This window comes from Vibrio azureus (assembly GCF_002849855.1).
Classification (GTDB): Bacteria; Pseudomonadota; Gammaproteobacteria; order Enterobacterales; family Vibrionaceae; genus Vibrio; species Vibrio azureus.
Map to the genome: position 1 here is coordinate 97784 of NZ_CP018617.1, position 14799 is coordinate 112582.

Sequence of the window (14799 nt, forward strand, 5' to 3'; positions counted from 1 at the left end):
GTCATATCGATAAAGTTAATGAGAGGTAACAAGACAAGGTTCGACTGGGTGAAATCAATCCAATATATCTTGATACGGGATTAGGTAAGCAATATATCCAAGCATCTTGAAGTCACTCGGGTATAAAATGCATAAATACACTAGGATGGCGTTTTATTCCACAAGTATTGTGTGTGAAAGTATGTTTATGCCCAAGATACTTGATTCAAAACAATATTGAGGTGAATGGGGAATATAAAGCAATATACCCAAGCATCTTGAGGTCAATTGGGTATAACAAAAAGCAGTGGAGCGAAGTGATCCACTGCTTATTTGGAATCTATGCTTTGAAGCGTTCCACTAAATCATACAGTTGATTAGCTTTAGTACTAAGGTGATGACTGCTCGACTTATTTTGATCAGTTAATTGAGCCGATTGACTGCTTTGTTGTGAGATGACTTCGATGCGTCTCGCAATATCCTGACCAACTTGGCTTTGCTCTTCTGTTGCGGTTGCAATTAAAGTATTCATATCCATAATATCGGCGATGGCGGTTTGAATTTCTTGCAAAGCATTGGAGGCAGCACGTGATTCCACTACCGTATCCTGACCTCGACTTTGACTGGTATTCATTGCTTTAACGGCTGCATCCGATCCTGATTTTAATTGTTTGATCATGCGATGAATATCACCAGTGCTATCTTGAGTTCGGCTGGCAAGTTGACGGACTTCATCCGCTACGACAGCAAAGCCTCTTCCTTGTTCACCAGCTCTAGCTGCTTCAATGGCAGCATTAAGAGCAAGTAAGTTTGTTTGTTCAGCGATATCTTGTATGACAGTCAGTGATGCTGAGATTTGTTGTACATCACCTTCTAGGCAAGCAATCACTTTACTGGCTTCCAATACTTCTTGAGCGAGTATTTCCACTGATTGTGTGGCGGAGTCAACAGTATGTTTAGCTTGTAAAGCATGGTCATCCGCATTTTTGGCTGATAGAGCGGCTTGGCTGGCATTGTTGGAGATCTCATGGGCGGTCGCTGTCATCTCTGTCATAGCTGTGGCAACTTGGTCTGTTTCTTGATGTTGTTGTGTGATTAAGTCATCAACTTTCATGGCTCGTTGAGACATATTTGTGCTTTCCGATACGACATCTTGTCCCACTATACTTACTTGCTTAATGATATTCTGCAGACTTTGTACGAAATCATTGAAATTACCACCGAGCTTTCTGAGTTCTGGTATGTTTGGTTCAGCCATTCGAGCTGTTAAGTCGGCCTCGCCTTGAGCAAATGATCGGATGGAATCACTAAGAGTGTGTATTGGGTTCATAATGCTTCGGTTAATTAAGATCGAGATGACAACCACGATGCTAACTATCGCCAAACAAAAGAGTGCAATGGCCGTCAAAGTCGTCTTTAGGTTTTGCTCGGCTGCTGCACTCATATTCTCAATAATGGCATCGACATCGTCAGTATAAAATCCAGTTCCGATCATGAGATCCCATTCAGGAATAAATACCGAATAACTCAATTTGGGTAAGGCTTCACTTTGGTTTAGTTTAGGGAAGTAGTAAGTGGTGAACGCACCAGTTTTGGCATTTTTGATCAAATCCTGAATCAAGAAGTTGCCTTTGTTGTCTTGAAGAAGGTAAAAGTTTTCTCCAACCCCTTCAAGATTTTGGCCTGCGACAATGCGTGTTCCTTTTGAATCGTAACCAAAAATATAGCCTGATTGGCCAAATTCTAATTGCCTGAGAATGGGGAGAGCTTCTTCAAGTGGTGCGTTTCTATTGAGCAAGGGAGTGATTGAGGATTGCGCAATTTGAACGTAGCTTTTTAGCTCTGCTTTTTTCATTTCCATTATTTGATAGCGAATTGAAGCGATTTCTTTGTCGCTATAAGCCGTAGTTTGAAGGTAAGTGAACCACATCATACCGGTTGCCATCATCAAGATTGGCACAATTGAAAGGATATACAGTCTTTGTTTTATGGTTATATTCATCGAGATTTCCTTCTCTCTTTATCGTTATTGCACACCGGTGATTAGAGGATATTGCTTTACTTTGGTATAGGTATCCAAAAGCATTAGTCTAGGTTGTTATTTGAGAGCTCCCCGGTGTTTTGAAATGACTATACCCAAATGACGTACACGTAACGAGCGTCTCGTTGAACACAGTGTTGTGAGGTCAATTGGATATACAGACCAGATATGTGTCTAGTCTGTCATTTAGAGAGTATCGAAGTTACTGAAGGTTAAGAACTAGAATTGTATAAATTTAGACTAATGTCGCAGCAATCTTTGTATCAATTACTGTTTGCGTGAACATATGCCATCTTTACAACGGTAAGTCCCTGTTAATAAAAAGGATATTTTGTATCTGTTTTGGGCGAAGCGAAGATAAAACCAATCCGCTACGGGCTTCACGAACTTCCATCGGAGTGGGGCATAGAGCCAACCACGTCCTACAAGTTGCCAGGCTTTGTGAGCTGCATCTAGGCCTAACAAAAGCTCTCCTTGGCTGGTGAGTGCATGCAATATAGTGTTGGCCTGTTGTCGGTCGATAAATGGGTAATGGATAAAGTCGTCACTGTTGATATCGATGGTAACGATTTGCTTTTCTCGATCACGGCGAAGCAAAGATTGCATCTCTTTAACACACAGAGGGCATGTGCCGTCATAAAAAATTGTCAATTTGCTCATTATTCTTTCTTTTCACTTGGGCATATCATGTTTATTTTTACGATCGTTTGCTTTTAATTGTTCAATTGATTGGAAGAATTCTACCGTTTTTCTATATCCAATGTCCTGTCCTTCGCTAAGTACAGCCTCTTGAAAAATGCTGGGGGTGCACTACAGACAGGTGAGCTTCTGTGCAGCCTTCTGGAAATATGGTATAATTTAGATCCGTTATTTCGCGCTTAGTCTAAGCTTTAAGGATTGAAGTGAACACTTACATACTAAAAGCGTTATGACATTGATTTAGTTCGTATGGTAACAGTAACGTCGGTTAAGTTTTCCACAGGGGTTATTGTGTTGGTGGAGTGCCGTTACAGATACCTTTGAAACTAACGCGACTATTTTGTGATGACTTTCTACGATTTTTGTAACAAAACTGGCCGTCGGGCAGGATGGAGTCAAAACTAATTCATTACGGAGGATGAAACTAACGACAACAAGAGGTGATATGAGTCATTTAATTTCTGTGGGTGCACTTGAATCTTTTTTAGTGGCAATCAGTGTACTTTTCCTTGGGCATTTCATTAATGCTAAATTACCAATTTTAAAAAAGTTTAATATTCCTGAGCCTATTGTTGGTGGGTTAATTATTGCCTGTATCATTACCGTTCTCCATTTTAATGGCATCGATTTACAATTCGATTTACCTTTGCAAAACACTTTCATGTTGATGTTTTTTGCCACTGTTGGTTTGGCGGCTAACTATACGCAGTTGGTTAAAGGTGGAGCTAAAGTCTTTGTTTTCCTTTCTGTTGCCTCATTCTACATCATCATCCAGAACGGTGTTGGAGTGTCTCTCGCCGCGGCGTTAGGACTTGATCCTCTAATGGGGCTGATTGCGGGCTCGATTACTTTATCAGGAGGCCATGGAACAGGAGCTGCGTGGTCACAAACATTTCATGATGTTTACGGATTAGACAATGTGTTGGAAATTGCGATGGCGTCGGCTACGTTTGGTCTTATCCTTGGAGGGATCTTTGGTAGTCCAGTTGCTCAACGTTTGGTGGAAAAAAACGGGTTAGAGTCGGAATATGGGCCTGGTGGACGTAATGCCAAAACCCATGAAAAGTTCCCTGAACTTGTGACTTACAATGAATATGAAGAAGATAAAGTTACGGCAAAAAAAGTCGTTGAAAAATTGTTCTTTCTATTAATTTGTGTTGCAGGCGCTAAATATGTCGAGCAATGGGTTAGTACATTTGAGATCAAATGGTTGATGATTCCTGACTTTGTCTACGCCTTATTTATTGGTGTTATCGTGACGAACTTTTTGGAAGTCACCAAGCTGCGCAAACTCGATACAGAAACGATTGACATGCTTGGTACCGTCTCATTATCGTTGTTCCTTGCCATGGCCTTAATGAGCCTAAAGCTGTGGAATGTGTTTGATCTGGCTATTCCCTTCTTGATTATTCTTGCTGTTCAATCGGTGGTTTTAGCGATTTTCACTTACTACGTGACGTTTAAAGTGATGGGAAGCAACTATGACGCTGCTGTTATTTCGGGTGGACACTACGGCTTTGGTTTGGGTGCAACACCGACCGCAGTAATGAATATGGGCTCTATCGTCAATCGTTTCGGTCCTTCGCCACAAGCGTTTATGGTTGTGCCGATTGTTGGCGCCTTTTTCATCGATATTGTTAACTTAATTATTCTACAGGGTTATATCTCTTTCCTAGGTTAACCTCAATATCCCAAGTGATATGTCTAACATATCACTTGGGTCGCTCGATAGGCTTATCAGGCCGTCAATCGAATCGATTACTCTGAAATGACTTTTATGACGGCTTCTGCTGCTTCTAACGCGCCTTCGATAAAACCACCGAACTCTTCAGCCGACTCAGTACCTGCAAACAAAAGCCCTTGTTGGCTAAGTTGTTTCAATGATTTGTGCAGTCCATAACGCGGATGGTATCTCGGCATAGTCTGATCTCGAGCTGTCGCGGTGAACGCTTCTTTTGACCAATCGAGCAATTTCACATCTTTGACATTTTCTGCCTCTGGGCCAAAGAGCCTTATCAATTGCTCAATTGCCATTTGTTTGAGATGCGTTTCTCCTAGTTGTGAACGTGTGTTTGCATCGAATCCGACAAAGCCAAATAAAGCTCCGTGTCCTTCTTCAGCGCTGGCATCATGTATCTCGACTAATGGGCCTTTTTGACTACTTGCATGACCTGATAAGCCGTTTTCTCGCCAAAATGGCTTGTCGTAGATTGCAAAAAACTTAGCGTGTGCTGCCATCCAGGTGTCGGTGCTGTTTAATACATTTATCGCTTGTTCTGGGAGAGCAGGGGAAAAATCAATATTATTGGCGATCAATCTGTGTGGGATCGCGAAAATCACTTGCTCTGTCTGGAACTGTTCTGCTTTGCCCTGATTCAAGACGTCGATCATGTAGCCATTTTGTGCTTGTTGGTGAACGCCTTGCACTTGGTGGCTGTATTTGATGTTATCTGGATTAATTTGAGCACTTACCCCTTTTATCAGCTGAGCCATTCCACCAGCTAAGCGCATTGAGCTGGGTGCAGAAAAGAACCCCGATGAAATGCGGCGCACATTATTATCGACTTGCTCGAGCATCATATCTCCGTTTTGATGCTGAGCAATGATTGGTAATGCGAGATCATCGACCAGTTTGGTGACGCGAGGATTGATGCTTGGCCAAAACCAAGAAGGGCCAAGATCAAATCTATCGTTGTCATTCATTGGCGATGGTGCAAGAGAAGACACTATTCTGCCACCGTTACGCTCGCGGGCCTCGAGTAATAAGTAGCGTTTCCCTATTTTTTCAAGATATGCAGCAATAGAAAGACCGCTGAGCCCGGCTCCAACAATAATGTAATCGTATTTCATGTTAACCCCCTTAATTATCTATTGGTAGGTAGACTATTCGATTTGAGGTTTATTTGCAATACCTATTGATAGGTAGACAGGGTTTGTTTGGGTGTGCTAATATAAGAAAAAAGTTTAATTGGAAAGCAAATGAAAGAACTCAGCCCAACGGCAGAAAAGATCGCAGATCTTGCCGAAAGTTATATTCAGCAGCGTGGATTTAATGGTTTCAGTTTTCGTGATATACAGAATGAGCTAGGTATTAAGACAGCAAGTATTCACTATCATTTTAAAACGAAGCAGGACTTAGCCGCTGTGGTGTTTGAGCGATACCTTGCGAGCTATGAAGCAATGTTGTATCAAATTGATGGACGCTCTATTAACGCGAAAGAAAAGGTTGATGCACTGGCGGATATCTTTGTTAGTGTAAGAGAGCAAGACAAGCTCTGTTTATGTGGTATGTATGCCTCCGACTTTTACTCTTTAGCGAGTGGTCTAGAAAAGTTACTGTCTCGATTTGTTCAAGTAAACGAACAGTGGCTAGAAAAAGTGATCGAGCAAGGCATACAGAATGGTGAGTTCAATTCAACGATCAAAGCAGATAATGTCGCGAGATTGATCTTTGTCGCCCTTGAAGGTGGCATGCTCTTGTCACAGTTCAAAGATGCAGATTACATCAGAGCAGTTAAAGACAGCTGTCTTGCCATGCTTGAAGCATAAATATGTTCTACCCAAGTGACGTGCTCCCAAAGGTCAGCCTTGCTGAACACAGTATCTTGAGGGGACTTGGGTATAGTATTCCGATATTTTAAATTGCCTCGTTAAGCAAAACCGAAACGGGCTTTTTTTGAAAAATAAAACTATCTATTAGTAGGTAATTTCATGATTAAAGACAAAAGATCGTTAGCCACCAGCGGTATTGATGAGGCTGGCATCATATTATTTGAAAGAATATTAGAAGATACATTAACTTTCTTACCTAATGCTATGAAAGACTTAGATCAGTTACTCGATGTCTATCCAAGCTTTACATTAGGTTGGATTTTTAAAGCTTATAGCCAAGCCAGTGATGGGCGACGTTCCACACTGCCATCAATAGCAGCAATGGCGGTGAATATTGAAAATTCAGTCGTAGCAATCAATCAACGTGAGAAACTGCACTTGGCTGCTTTAAAACAATGGGCTCAAAATAATTTAAAAGCGGCATTAGATACATGGCAGCATATTCTAAGCTTATGGCCGCTTGACATTATTGCTTACCGACAATTTACGGGCCAAGCTTTCTGGTTTGGACAGAAGCAGCGAGCGTTACAGGTTTCCCTTCAAACACTTCCATATTGGGATGAGGCCGTTCCTGGGTACTGGATGTTCGCAGCAGCTCATGCATTTGCGTTAGAAGAAGCGGGGGAGTACGAACTTTCGGAAGCTTTTGCGCGGCAAACATTGGTTCTCAACCAACGAGATCTTATTGCAAAACATACGATTGCTCATATCTTTGAAATGCAAGGAAGGGCTCAAGAGGGGATTGAGTTCTTACAGCAAAGTAGCCCTTCATTTGCAGAGCATAATGCGTTCCGTGGCCATTTATGGTGGCATTTGGCCTTGTTCCACCTTGAACAAGGTGAGCCAGATAAAGCTTTGGTTTTATTTGATCAACAGATTTATCCTAAAGACTCTTCGCTATACCTTGATATTCAAAACGCTGCTTCTTTACTTGCACGATTAGACTTTATGGGCGTGGATGTGGGTGAACGTTGGTATAAATTGCTCAGTGCCGTAAAAGAAATCAGTGGAGATAGCACCATTATGTTTACAGAGTTACATAATGCGATGGTGTTAGCTCAGGCCGGTGAGATACACACTCTAGAGACCAATATTAGCCAGATTATAAGTCAGCCACTGACTCGACAAGAGGTAGAATTTTCAACAAGCACTCAAATAATGCAGGCTATTAAGGCTTACCATCAAGGTGAGTTTGTCAAAGTGATAGAGCTAATAGAACCGATACGTGAGCTGCATTATAAGTTGGGGGGAAGTCATGCTCAACAAGATGTGATTTCTCAATATTTGCTGATGGCTTACTCTCAACTAAAGCTGTGGGATAAAGCAGCAAGCTTATTGAAGAATCGTTATATTTCTCGTTCACCAAGCAATCTACAAAACGAAATTAAACAAAAGCTTATCGATATTGACAATATTGGTGATATTGATGCATTTCTGCCTCATTTAGTCAAAGTCATCTAGAGTATTTTGAGCTAATTTTTTCAGTCAGTTGTTAGGTGAGATAAAGGTAGAGATTGTTTATATACGGGGCGAAGGTGTGATCGCCCCATTTTACATTTTGATTGAAAGATGCCATTGCGTCCCAAAACTAACGTTCTGAGATCTCTTGGGTATAGACGACTTTAAAGCGTTCTAATACTAACAGCATATTCTCGCTTGGTGTGATACCTAATTGTTGGCATTCGTCACTGAAAAATTTCCAATGTGCTTGTCGCCACCATGCTAGAGTTTTATCTCCCTCTCCTTCTTCGGCAGCAAATTCAGCCGTGACCTCTTTGTATTTGCACCTTTCGACGGAAGTCAGTTCTATGATGCATACAGGGTTGCCGTGCCAATCTGTCACGACTTGGAGGTGACCGACTTCTGGCATGATTTCATTTTCATGGCTGTACCAATACTCCATGCTACAAGAGGCACGCTTTTCCCCGTTCATGATCAAGTCTGCACATTTATTCGCGTTATACTCATCGGCACAAAAATAATCAGCGCTGAAAGAGCGATGCCGCTGTTTCTGTCTTGCCGTGAGTGTACTCAAATAGTTGTCTAAATATTGTTTGCTTCTTATATCCATAATTGTATCCCCAAGTAACCTCCTTCTGAATCAAGCATCTTGAGCTCACATGGGTGTTTGCCTCCATTGTATTTCTTAATTGGTTGCCAATTTAGTGCGCGCTAAGCTGGTGGATGATATCTTATCGTTCTTAAAACTAGTACCAATAGAAAAAATTAGATATCATCCTTGTTTTATATTCTGTTGTGATGGTACTAGGGTTTTTATAAATGAAAATAATTAAAAATGGCGGCATATTACTAACTTCACTGTTAATGTCATTTGGGGGCTTTGCAGATTCGACAGATGTATATTGTGCATCTATTGATGGGAATGTTTGGGATTGGTTATATAAGGATGATGGAACTAACAAGAGTGTAGAGGGAGAGTGGGGGATTCACTGGTATGATAACACATCAGGTTTTAGTGAAGGCTTCCGTTACTTCACTGTTCCTCTTGAAACTTACCAAGAGATTCAAATCGAGTGTAATAAGAAAGGCATGTTTGCACAGCCAGCAAACAATCGGTTCTCTTCCTGGTCTGTGTTTCAAATTGAATTTAACCATGAGCAAAAAATATTTGCCCCAGGTTATTACACAACAATTAATGATCCTCTTATGGTTCACTGATGGTAAAAATCAAAAGTAAGAGTGAATTAAAGCTCTTTATTTTTTATAATATACCCAAATAACCTCAAGATGCTGCGTTCAGCGAGATGACCTTAACTCTCAGGCGCGGCAACGATTCTAAAATAACTATTTTTCCTAAAAGCACAGAGTTTTCGGTGCTTATTAGCAATACTGATTATGTTCATGAGGCGGCTATTTGGCCGCCTCATTTTTTACCCCCTAATCTAAAGAAATGTTAGTTATATTGATGCTTTTGCACCTAGGTGACCTCGTTCTGAACCAAGCATCTTGAAGTCACACGGGTATAGATATATTACGAATTTTGCCCGGAAACTTTAACTTTTAAAGAGGACTACGTTTTGTACTTAGCAATTGATGCTCAATATGATGAAGCAGCGCGCACAGGTAAAATTGCGGGTATTCTGTTTGAAAATGCCCACTCATTAAAGCCCGTATCTGTTCACATTACGGATGTTACGAATGTACAAGACTACGAATTCGGCTCTTTTTATAAGCGTGAATTACCCTGTATTGAGAAGCTGATTAAGGCCCATCGGTTGACTCCAAGTGTTGTGATTGTCGATGGTTTTGTTGATATTGCAAGTAAGCCTTGTTTAGGTGCTAAGGTTTATGATTCCTTTGCAGGACAATTCGCAGTCATTGGTGTGGCTAAGAGTGCCCATCATCAGGTAGAAATGTCGTCCTGTGTCACACGCGGCGATTCGAAAAAACCTATTTATGTAACTTCTATTGGTATTGAGCCTGATGATGCGAGAAGGTTCATTTTAGACTGTAGTGGCAAACACCGTATCCCAACGATGCTTAAGCTCGCAGATAGCTTCTGTCGTATGGATTTAGATGAAGGTGTTTATCATGTCGAGAAAATGGTAAGGGGCAATTTAAGTCACTTTGAAAAAGTATCCTTTCATCAGGGGCTTTAAGTCGAAAATATCCAATTAATTAAAGGCAGTGTTGAACTTTTCACTGCCTCAATACAAGGGAACTGCACTTCTTATTGAGCTAAAGACGGATTTTTGAAGAGAAGCTCAAGTAAGTCGATATTGATTGTAATTTGTTCATAATTAGCTTGTTTCGCGTATTTGAGAGATTCTTTGAGTAGCTCTATTTTGACGTTTATGTCGATATCTTGTCGGTTCATATGGTTAGCCTCTAACATAGTAGGATGTTCCTTATTATTTTTTGATTGTGAGTGTTAATGGTTTTAGTTTAGGGTTGAGTGCTTTGCTATTTTTAGCGCGTTACTATAGTTAAGCCTAGACCCATATGAGTCGTCTATAACAAAACGCTGTTAATTATGTAATATTTAGTAAATGAACAAGTTACTGATAACCCTGTTAGTTTTTTACCATAGATACTTCTCTCTGGTGTTGAAAGGATACCTCTTTCCTATTGGTTTAGTAAATGCTTATCTCACTTAAAGATATTATCTATATATGTATTTTTAGTTTCTTTGGGGTAGCTAAGCGCTTTTAAAATTTGGATGATGAAAGGTATTTGAGGCTCTATTTAATTCCCTAATCATTAACTGAATAGGTAAGGAAAATGTGTATTTGCCTGGTAATTATGACTGTTAATGTAGTGAATAAGCAACTTTGAAATATACCCAATACGATGAATTTACTAAGTGAGAACTGGAGAAAATTGGCGATATAAAAGAAATATAGGCTGATGAAGGAGACGCCCTATTTGTGATCAGGGTCGTCTCATTGAAAGTGTTTTTTGAGGTTATTTGAGAATGCTCGACGCCAATGACAGCGAGTTATTAATGAGTCATGTCGATTTACTGTTCACATTATAGGCCGAGAATCAATGATTACTTGCCGCTTCAACTTGAGCAAGGTGATTTTGGCATTCTCGTCCTAACCGCTCGATGACCTGAAAGCATAACGCGAGTGTCGTTTGATCGATTTGTTCTGCGGCTTCTCCGACTGCAGTAGCGACTGCAGTCAGTTGTTGTGTTTTGTATTCTGCATGTTGCAGATGCTCGATTACATCATCATTCATTCGGAACCTCTAGAAGAAATCTAACAATACTGTTTATTCATACAGTATTATACCTTATCTTTATCATAAATATCACGAATAATGGCAATTAAATTATGATTTTCCTTACAAATGTGAAGAGAGCATGCGAGCAGCGGCATCATTGCTCATTATGCCACTAGATAGCCACGCAGGGCTTTTTCTATAGTCAACTCATTCGGTTAGCCATGTCCTACCCAACCTACGACTCTTCCTACCACTTCACCTTGATCAATCGTCTCAAATTCAGGGTTGGCTGGGACAAACTGACCACGATATTTACGCCTGAAATGGAATGTACTGCCTGACTTGACGATGACGAGGGTATCATCATTGACGGTCTTCATTGGCTCAACAATAAGGTAGCAACCAATGGGGTAATTTATACTGAAGTCGTTGGAGATCATGGCTGCATCACGCACTTTTAGTGCATAGCTTTCCATTTTAGTTCCGTTGGGGTAAAAGACGCTTCCTTGAGGATCTGGGGACTCTTTGGCGATGTCTGCCCAACTGAGGATGGCAACATTTTTACTGTAGTAGCCATGCGTTTCTTCGCTTTCCATTCGAGTAACGAACTCGCTGAGACTGACGTCCATTTTCTGTAGCGCTTTTATCAGGACTTGAGTGGGTAAATCGCCTTCGCCTTGTTCAAAACGACCGATAGTGGCTCGACTAGCAATTCCAACGAAATCTTTTTGTTTGAGTTTTTTAGATTTGCGGATAGCAGTAAAAACCTCATGGGCTGCTGGCATTTTTCCATTCCTCTTTAATTTAAGTCACTAGGCTATATTGGAATTGCTTGACCTCATTCACCTTTTATAGCTCAAAGGAATAACGGATAAGCGACCGTCAGTCAAACAAGAATATCTCGATTAAAGGATTATAAAGCACTTTCTACTTAAAAGAACCAAAATAGAGCTTTATCAAGTAAAATATGAACATAAAAAATTCTTTTGCGTCATATGTCGCACTTTAATGCTTTGTACTATCGCTAATGGCACATTTAATGAGGAAAGATATGCTTATCTAAGTGTACGTATTTTTACTAAGAGCTCTACGAAACAAATCGGTGTGCCTTGTTTAGAGAAACGATCTTATCCCTGCCTTTGTCTTTTATTTGCGTCACGCCGTCTTTTCTATCACTCTGTAGCTCATATTTGAGCTATAATGTGTCGGTTTTTGATTTTTACTCATATTTCGGCTCTATCGACTATTCAAGTAAAGAGTAAACATCAATCTTTTTGGTTTTTGTTCATGGTGGGCTTACTTGGACCATGTACAGCTCATTCTTACCAACTTTTGGACATGTGGGGTTATTTCAGTGATGACATTTGATGAACGACAACAAGAAAACGATCGAATCCTAATTACTTCTGCTCTTGCTCACTATCAACCAGCTAAGACTAGCGATGGCAGTGAGCGTGCCATATTCTCAATCGATAATCATCCAACGAAAAGAAAACATCGGCGTATCACACCGCAAACGATGCATGCAACCAGTACTCGTAACAAGGGAGTATCAAGGCTTAACTGCTCTGAGGATGTTTTTGAGCACTTAAAAGTACAAAGAACGATTAAAGCTCTTTCACCTATTGTGGCGAGTTGGCTAGTGTATCGTTATGGAGAAAATCCACCTCAAACATTGCTTCCTCTTCTTATTGAAGCGGTAATGGATCAGTTGCCATTAACTAAATGTCGTAAAAAAACGCAGCAGAACGTCAGGCTCATGTTAACAGAGCGATTATCCCGACGTGAGTTCGACGATTGTTTACAGCGACATTTATTTGAGTCAATGGGTGTCAGTGAGCAGGCCTATTATGCCAGTTATGCAAAGCACAACACGAATATAACCAAGCAAATTCAGGCTTTGGATCAGCAATCACTCCTGGCTTTCTTTCAATGTCATAATGATTTTAGTGAGTCAAAATAAATATCTAAACAAAAAAAAGCTCAAAAATGAGCTTTTTGGGTTGCTTAAGTTGAGGTGATGAAGTAAGATATCTCCATCGTCGAAAAACCCCAGTTAACAAGGCAGGTATCGACGAATTCCAACATTGATTCACTAAAAGAGATGGCTCTACATGCCATCTCTTTGTGTTTCTCAAACATTCAAACAAATCAGGTTGTGCCTTATGTTTACAGACAACAAAGAAACAAATGGGTTTTTGATGTTTGTTTTCGTTTTCATTATCGCCAGGCTTGGCTTATTACTAAAAAAGTCTGAAAAAATCTCTCCTAAAGTATTTTTCGCGGAGTTTTTCATTGCCTTGGCCCTCGCATTTGCTTCTTGGCATTTGGGGTTGATGCAGGGCATGTCTTATAGCCAAACGGCGGTATACGGTATTTTTGGTGCTTTGGGTCATATCCACATCATCAAATTTACTTTTCAGCAAGTGTCTAAAAAAGAAATGTGATCATGCAGTAAGGCGTATGATCTCCCTCTTTTTATGCCTGTTTTCATCTTTAAAGGAGGTAATGGATTGAATGCAGAATCTAGACAATCTCAGTATTTACCTTGAACACCTTTTTGCTGCACTGCGCCAAACCGTTGATGATGAGGTTTGGGTTCAATACGATGGTCCACCTCAACATCCTGAACGGGTGGCCGTCAGTATTGGTTCTCCAGAAATTATTACCTCTGATAGCAGTGGCGACGGACGCTTACAGCAAACACTCAAAATAAGACTGACTATTGATGTGCCCAATGAGACGCCAGCTTCGGCATTGGCTTTGGCGAAGATGGCTCATTTGCTATTTAGTATGCTTAATGATTCCTCTTTTCTGCAGCCAACGCTAGCTAATATTGATGCACAACACTTGGCACAAAAGTCGGTTGAGGCGAGCATTGATAAACCATATCAGATACACGGGTACCCTTTTCAGGCTCGTTCAACGGCAATGAGTTATGCCATTCAGTATCAGCAAGTCGTGCGTTATGGCGCATTGGAGCAAGAAAGGTATCAACTTCACTCCATAGTTTGTCAAGAAAGCCAACAAGGGGAGATCATACTTTATGAGTCTGACCAAAACACTCCTTGAATTAACGCAACGTATTACCGGGTTGGAGCGTCAGCAACGTAATTTGATTCGCTTAGGGCGTGTGAAATCCGTTTCTGGCAGCAAAGCCGTTATTGATTATGCCCCGCACTCGCAAGAAGCTTATCACTCGCCACCGATTCAGTGGATCGCTTTTGAAGCGGGTGAAGTGAAACGGTGGCGAGCCCCCAGCATCGGCGAGCAAGTGGTGGTGCTGAATTTATCAGGTGGTCGTGATGAAGCGCATGCTATTGCTCTACCAGCGGCTTATTGTGCGGACTTTTCACCTGAACAAACTGACCCTAAACAGACGTCGTTAAGTATTTTGGATGTCTTTCATGTTATGGCTGATTTCGATGGTAACTATCAAGTCAGAGCCAATGGTTCGGTGACGTTTATTACACCAGCGTTTGTCGTTGAAGCTTCCGAGCGGATTTCAATGCAGACCAATAGCTATTGCCGGTCTGCAGAGGTTGCCAAGACTAAAGGAGTTCACACACAACAAGGTGACGTCAAGATAAAAGGAGCGTTAGATGTCAGTAAAAAAGTGAAAACACCAACGGTTGTTAGTTACGCATCGGGGGCTTTTTCATTATCAGAAAATGGTGCAGTGTTGTCAGAAGCGGTTATTGGTGAAGTGAAGTTTAGTCTTCACCGTCATGAAGTTGATTCAGACAGCGACTACACACAGCAGCCTGTGGAATAGGAGG

General features: G+C 40.9%; 16 protein-coding genes. 9 read left to right on the forward strand and 7 right to left on the reverse strand.

Translation table 11 applies throughout. The features are described from left to right. Positions 1–319: 319 nt before the first annotated feature. Entirely contained in the window at positions 320–1981 is a 1662-nt protein-coding gene (locus tag BS333_RS14200; RefSeq protein WP_021708294.1) for a methyl-accepting chemotaxis protein, read from the reverse strand. A 306-nt stretch (positions 1982–2287) separates the two neighbouring features. Next, positions 2288–2680, reverse strand: coding sequence for a thiol-disulfide oxidoreductase DCC family protein (locus tag BS333_RS14205; RefSeq protein WP_021708295.1), 393 nt, complete (start codon positions 2678–2680; stop codon positions 2288–2290). 484 nt (positions 2681–3164) lie between these two features. Between BS333_RS14205 and gltS the strand changes: the two genes are divergently transcribed. Then, the gene (gene gltS / locus BS333_RS14210) at positions 3165–4400 is read left to right on the forward strand and encodes a sodium/glutamate symporter (RefSeq protein WP_021708296.1); all 1236 of its coding nucleotides are present in this window, start codon (positions 3165–3167) and stop codon (positions 4398–4400) included. Between the two features lie 77 nt (positions 4401–4477). Here the strand turns inward: gltS and BS333_RS14215 are convergent, their stop codons facing one another. Continuing rightward, positions 4478–5569 (reverse strand): flavin monoamine oxidase family protein, encoded by a 1092-nt coding sequence (locus BS333_RS14215; RefSeq protein ID WP_021708297.1) that lies wholly within the window; start codon positions 5567–5569, stop codon positions 4478–4480. 129 nt (positions 5570–5698) lie between these two features. Here BS333_RS14215 and BS333_RS14220 point away from each other — a divergent pair, with 129 nt between their 5' ends. Further along, entirely contained in the window at positions 5699–6268 is a 570-nt protein-coding gene (locus BS333_RS14220; RefSeq protein ID WP_021708298.1) for a TetR/AcrR family transcriptional regulator, read from the forward strand. Positions 6269–6430: 162 nt separating this feature from the next. After that, the gene (locus BS333_RS14225; protein ID WP_021708299.1) at positions 6431–7792 is read left to right on the forward strand and encodes a tetratricopeptide repeat protein; all 1362 of its coding nucleotides are present in this window, start codon (positions 6431–6433) and stop codon (positions 7790–7792) included. A 127-nt stretch (positions 7793–7919) separates the two neighbouring features. On the opposite strand, the gene BS333_RS14230 is transcribed toward BS333_RS14225, so the two are convergent. Further along, positions 7920–8402 (reverse strand): ASCH domain-containing protein, encoded by a 483-nt coding sequence (locus BS333_RS14230; RefSeq protein ID WP_021708300.1) that lies wholly within the window; start codon positions 8400–8402, stop codon positions 7920–7922. A gap of 209 nt (positions 8403–8611) precedes the next feature. Between BS333_RS14230 and BS333_RS14235 the strand changes: the two genes are divergently transcribed. Further along, positions 8612–9010 carry a hypothetical protein gene (locus tag BS333_RS14235; protein ID WP_021708301.1) on the forward strand — a complete coding sequence of 133 codons (399 nt, stop codon included), beginning with the start codon at positions 8612–8614 and terminating at the stop codon, positions 9008–9010. Between the two features lie 359 nt (positions 9011–9369). Beyond that, positions 9370–9951, forward strand: coding sequence for an endonuclease V (locus BS333_RS14240; RefSeq protein ID WP_021708302.1), 582 nt, complete (start codon positions 9370–9372; stop codon positions 9949–9951). A 71-nt stretch (positions 9952–10022) separates the two neighbouring features. Here BS333_RS14240 and BS333_RS22070 read toward each other — a convergent pair whose 3' ends face one another. The 3 genes from BS333_RS22070 to BS333_RS14250 all read right to left on the reverse strand — a co-directional run bounded on the left by BS333_RS22070 (position 10023) and on the right by BS333_RS14250 (position 11805). Next, entirely contained in the window at positions 10023–10187 is a 165-nt protein-coding gene (locus BS333_RS22070; RefSeq protein ID WP_021708303.1) for a hypothetical protein, read from the reverse strand. A gap of 650 nt (positions 10188–10837) precedes the next feature. Further along, positions 10838–11035 carry a hypothetical protein gene (locus BS333_RS14245; RefSeq protein WP_021708304.1) on the reverse strand — a complete coding sequence of 66 codons (198 nt, stop codon included), beginning with the start codon at positions 11033–11035 and terminating at the stop codon, positions 10838–10840. Positions 11036–11235: 200 nt separating this feature from the next. Continuing rightward, a complete protein-coding gene (locus BS333_RS14250) occupies positions 11236–11805 on the reverse strand; it encodes a LexA family transcriptional regulator (RefSeq protein ID WP_021708305.1) in 570 nt (189 codons plus the stop codon). A gap of 569 nt (positions 11806–12374) precedes the next feature. On the opposite strand from BS333_RS14250, the gene BS333_RS14255 reads away from it, so the two are divergent. The 4 genes from BS333_RS14255 (at position 12375) to BS333_RS14270 (ending at position 14795) form a co-directional block, all read left to right on the forward strand. After that, on the forward strand, positions 12375–12983 hold the full coding sequence (locus BS333_RS14255; protein WP_156007069.1) for a bacteriophage antitermination protein Q: 609 nt from the start codon (positions 12375–12377) through the stop codon (positions 12981–12983). A 202-nt stretch (positions 12984–13185) separates the two neighbouring features. Next, complete coding sequence (locus BS333_RS14260; protein ID WP_145993874.1) at positions 13186–13467, forward strand: hypothetical protein; 282 nt, start codon at positions 13186–13188, stop codon at positions 13465–13467. Positions 13468–13537: 70 nt separating this feature from the next. Next, the gene (locus BS333_RS14265) at positions 13538–14092 is read left to right on the forward strand and encodes a hypothetical protein (protein ID WP_021708308.1); all 555 of its coding nucleotides are present in this window, start codon (positions 13538–13540) and stop codon (positions 14090–14092) included. Further along, a complete protein-coding gene (locus BS333_RS14270; RefSeq protein ID WP_021708309.1) occupies positions 14067–14795 on the forward strand; it encodes a phage baseplate assembly protein V in 729 nt (242 codons plus the stop codon). Before BS333_RS14265 ends, BS333_RS14270 begins: the two co-directional genes overlap by 26 nt. Positions 14796–14799 lie beyond the last annotated feature (4 nt).

Bases quoted from the DNA above. Each gene is read 5' to 3' on its own strand.
- BS333_RS14200 (WP_021708294.1), bottom strand. From the start codon at position 1,981: ATGAATATAACCATAAAACAAAGACTGTATATCCTTTCAATTGTGCCA.
- BS333_RS14205 (WP_021708295.1), bottom strand. From the start codon at position 2,680: ATGAGCAAATTGACAATTTTTTATGACGGCACATGCCCTCTGTGTGTT.
- gltS (WP_021708296.1), top strand. From the start codon at position 3,165: ATGAGTCATTTAATTTCTGTGGGTGCACTTGAATCTTTTTTAGTGGCA.
- BS333_RS14215 (WP_021708297.1), bottom strand. From the start codon at position 5,569: ATGAAATACGATTACATTATTGTTGGAGCCGGGCTCAGCGGTCTTTCT.
- BS333_RS14220 (WP_021708298.1), top strand. From the start codon at position 5,699: ATGAAAGAACTCAGCCCAACGGCAGAAAAGATCGCAGATCTTGCCGAA.
- BS333_RS14225 (WP_021708299.1), top strand. From the start codon at position 6,431: ATGATTAAAGACAAAAGATCGTTAGCCACCAGCGGTATTGATGAGGCT.
- BS333_RS14230 (WP_021708300.1), bottom strand. From the start codon at position 8,402: ATGGATATAAGAAGCAAACAATATTTAGACAACTATTTGAGTACACTC.
- BS333_RS14235 (WP_021708301.1), top strand. From the start codon at position 8,612: ATGAAAATAATTAAAAATGGCGGCATATTACTAACTTCACTGTTAATG.
- BS333_RS22070 (WP_021708303.1), bottom strand. From the start codon at position 10,187: ATGTTAGAGGCTAACCATATGAACCGACAAGATATCGACATAAACGTC.
- BS333_RS14245 (WP_021708304.1), bottom strand. From the start codon at position 11,035: ATGAATGATGATGTAATCGAGCATCTGCAACATGCAGAATACAAAACA.
- BS333_RS14250 (WP_021708305.1), bottom strand. From the start codon at position 11,805: ATGCCAGCAGCCCATGAGGTTTTTACTGCTATCCGCAAATCTAAAAAA.
- BS333_RS14260 (WP_145993874.1), top strand. From the start codon at position 13,186: ATGTTTACAGACAACAAAGAAACAAATGGGTTTTTGATGTTTGTTTTC.
- BS333_RS14265 (WP_021708308.1), top strand. From the start codon at position 13,538: ATGCAGAATCTAGACAATCTCAGTATTTACCTTGAACACCTTTTTGCT.
- BS333_RS14270 (WP_021708309.1), top strand. From the start codon at position 14,067: ATGAGTCTGACCAAAACACTCCTTGAATTAACGCAACGTATTACCGGG.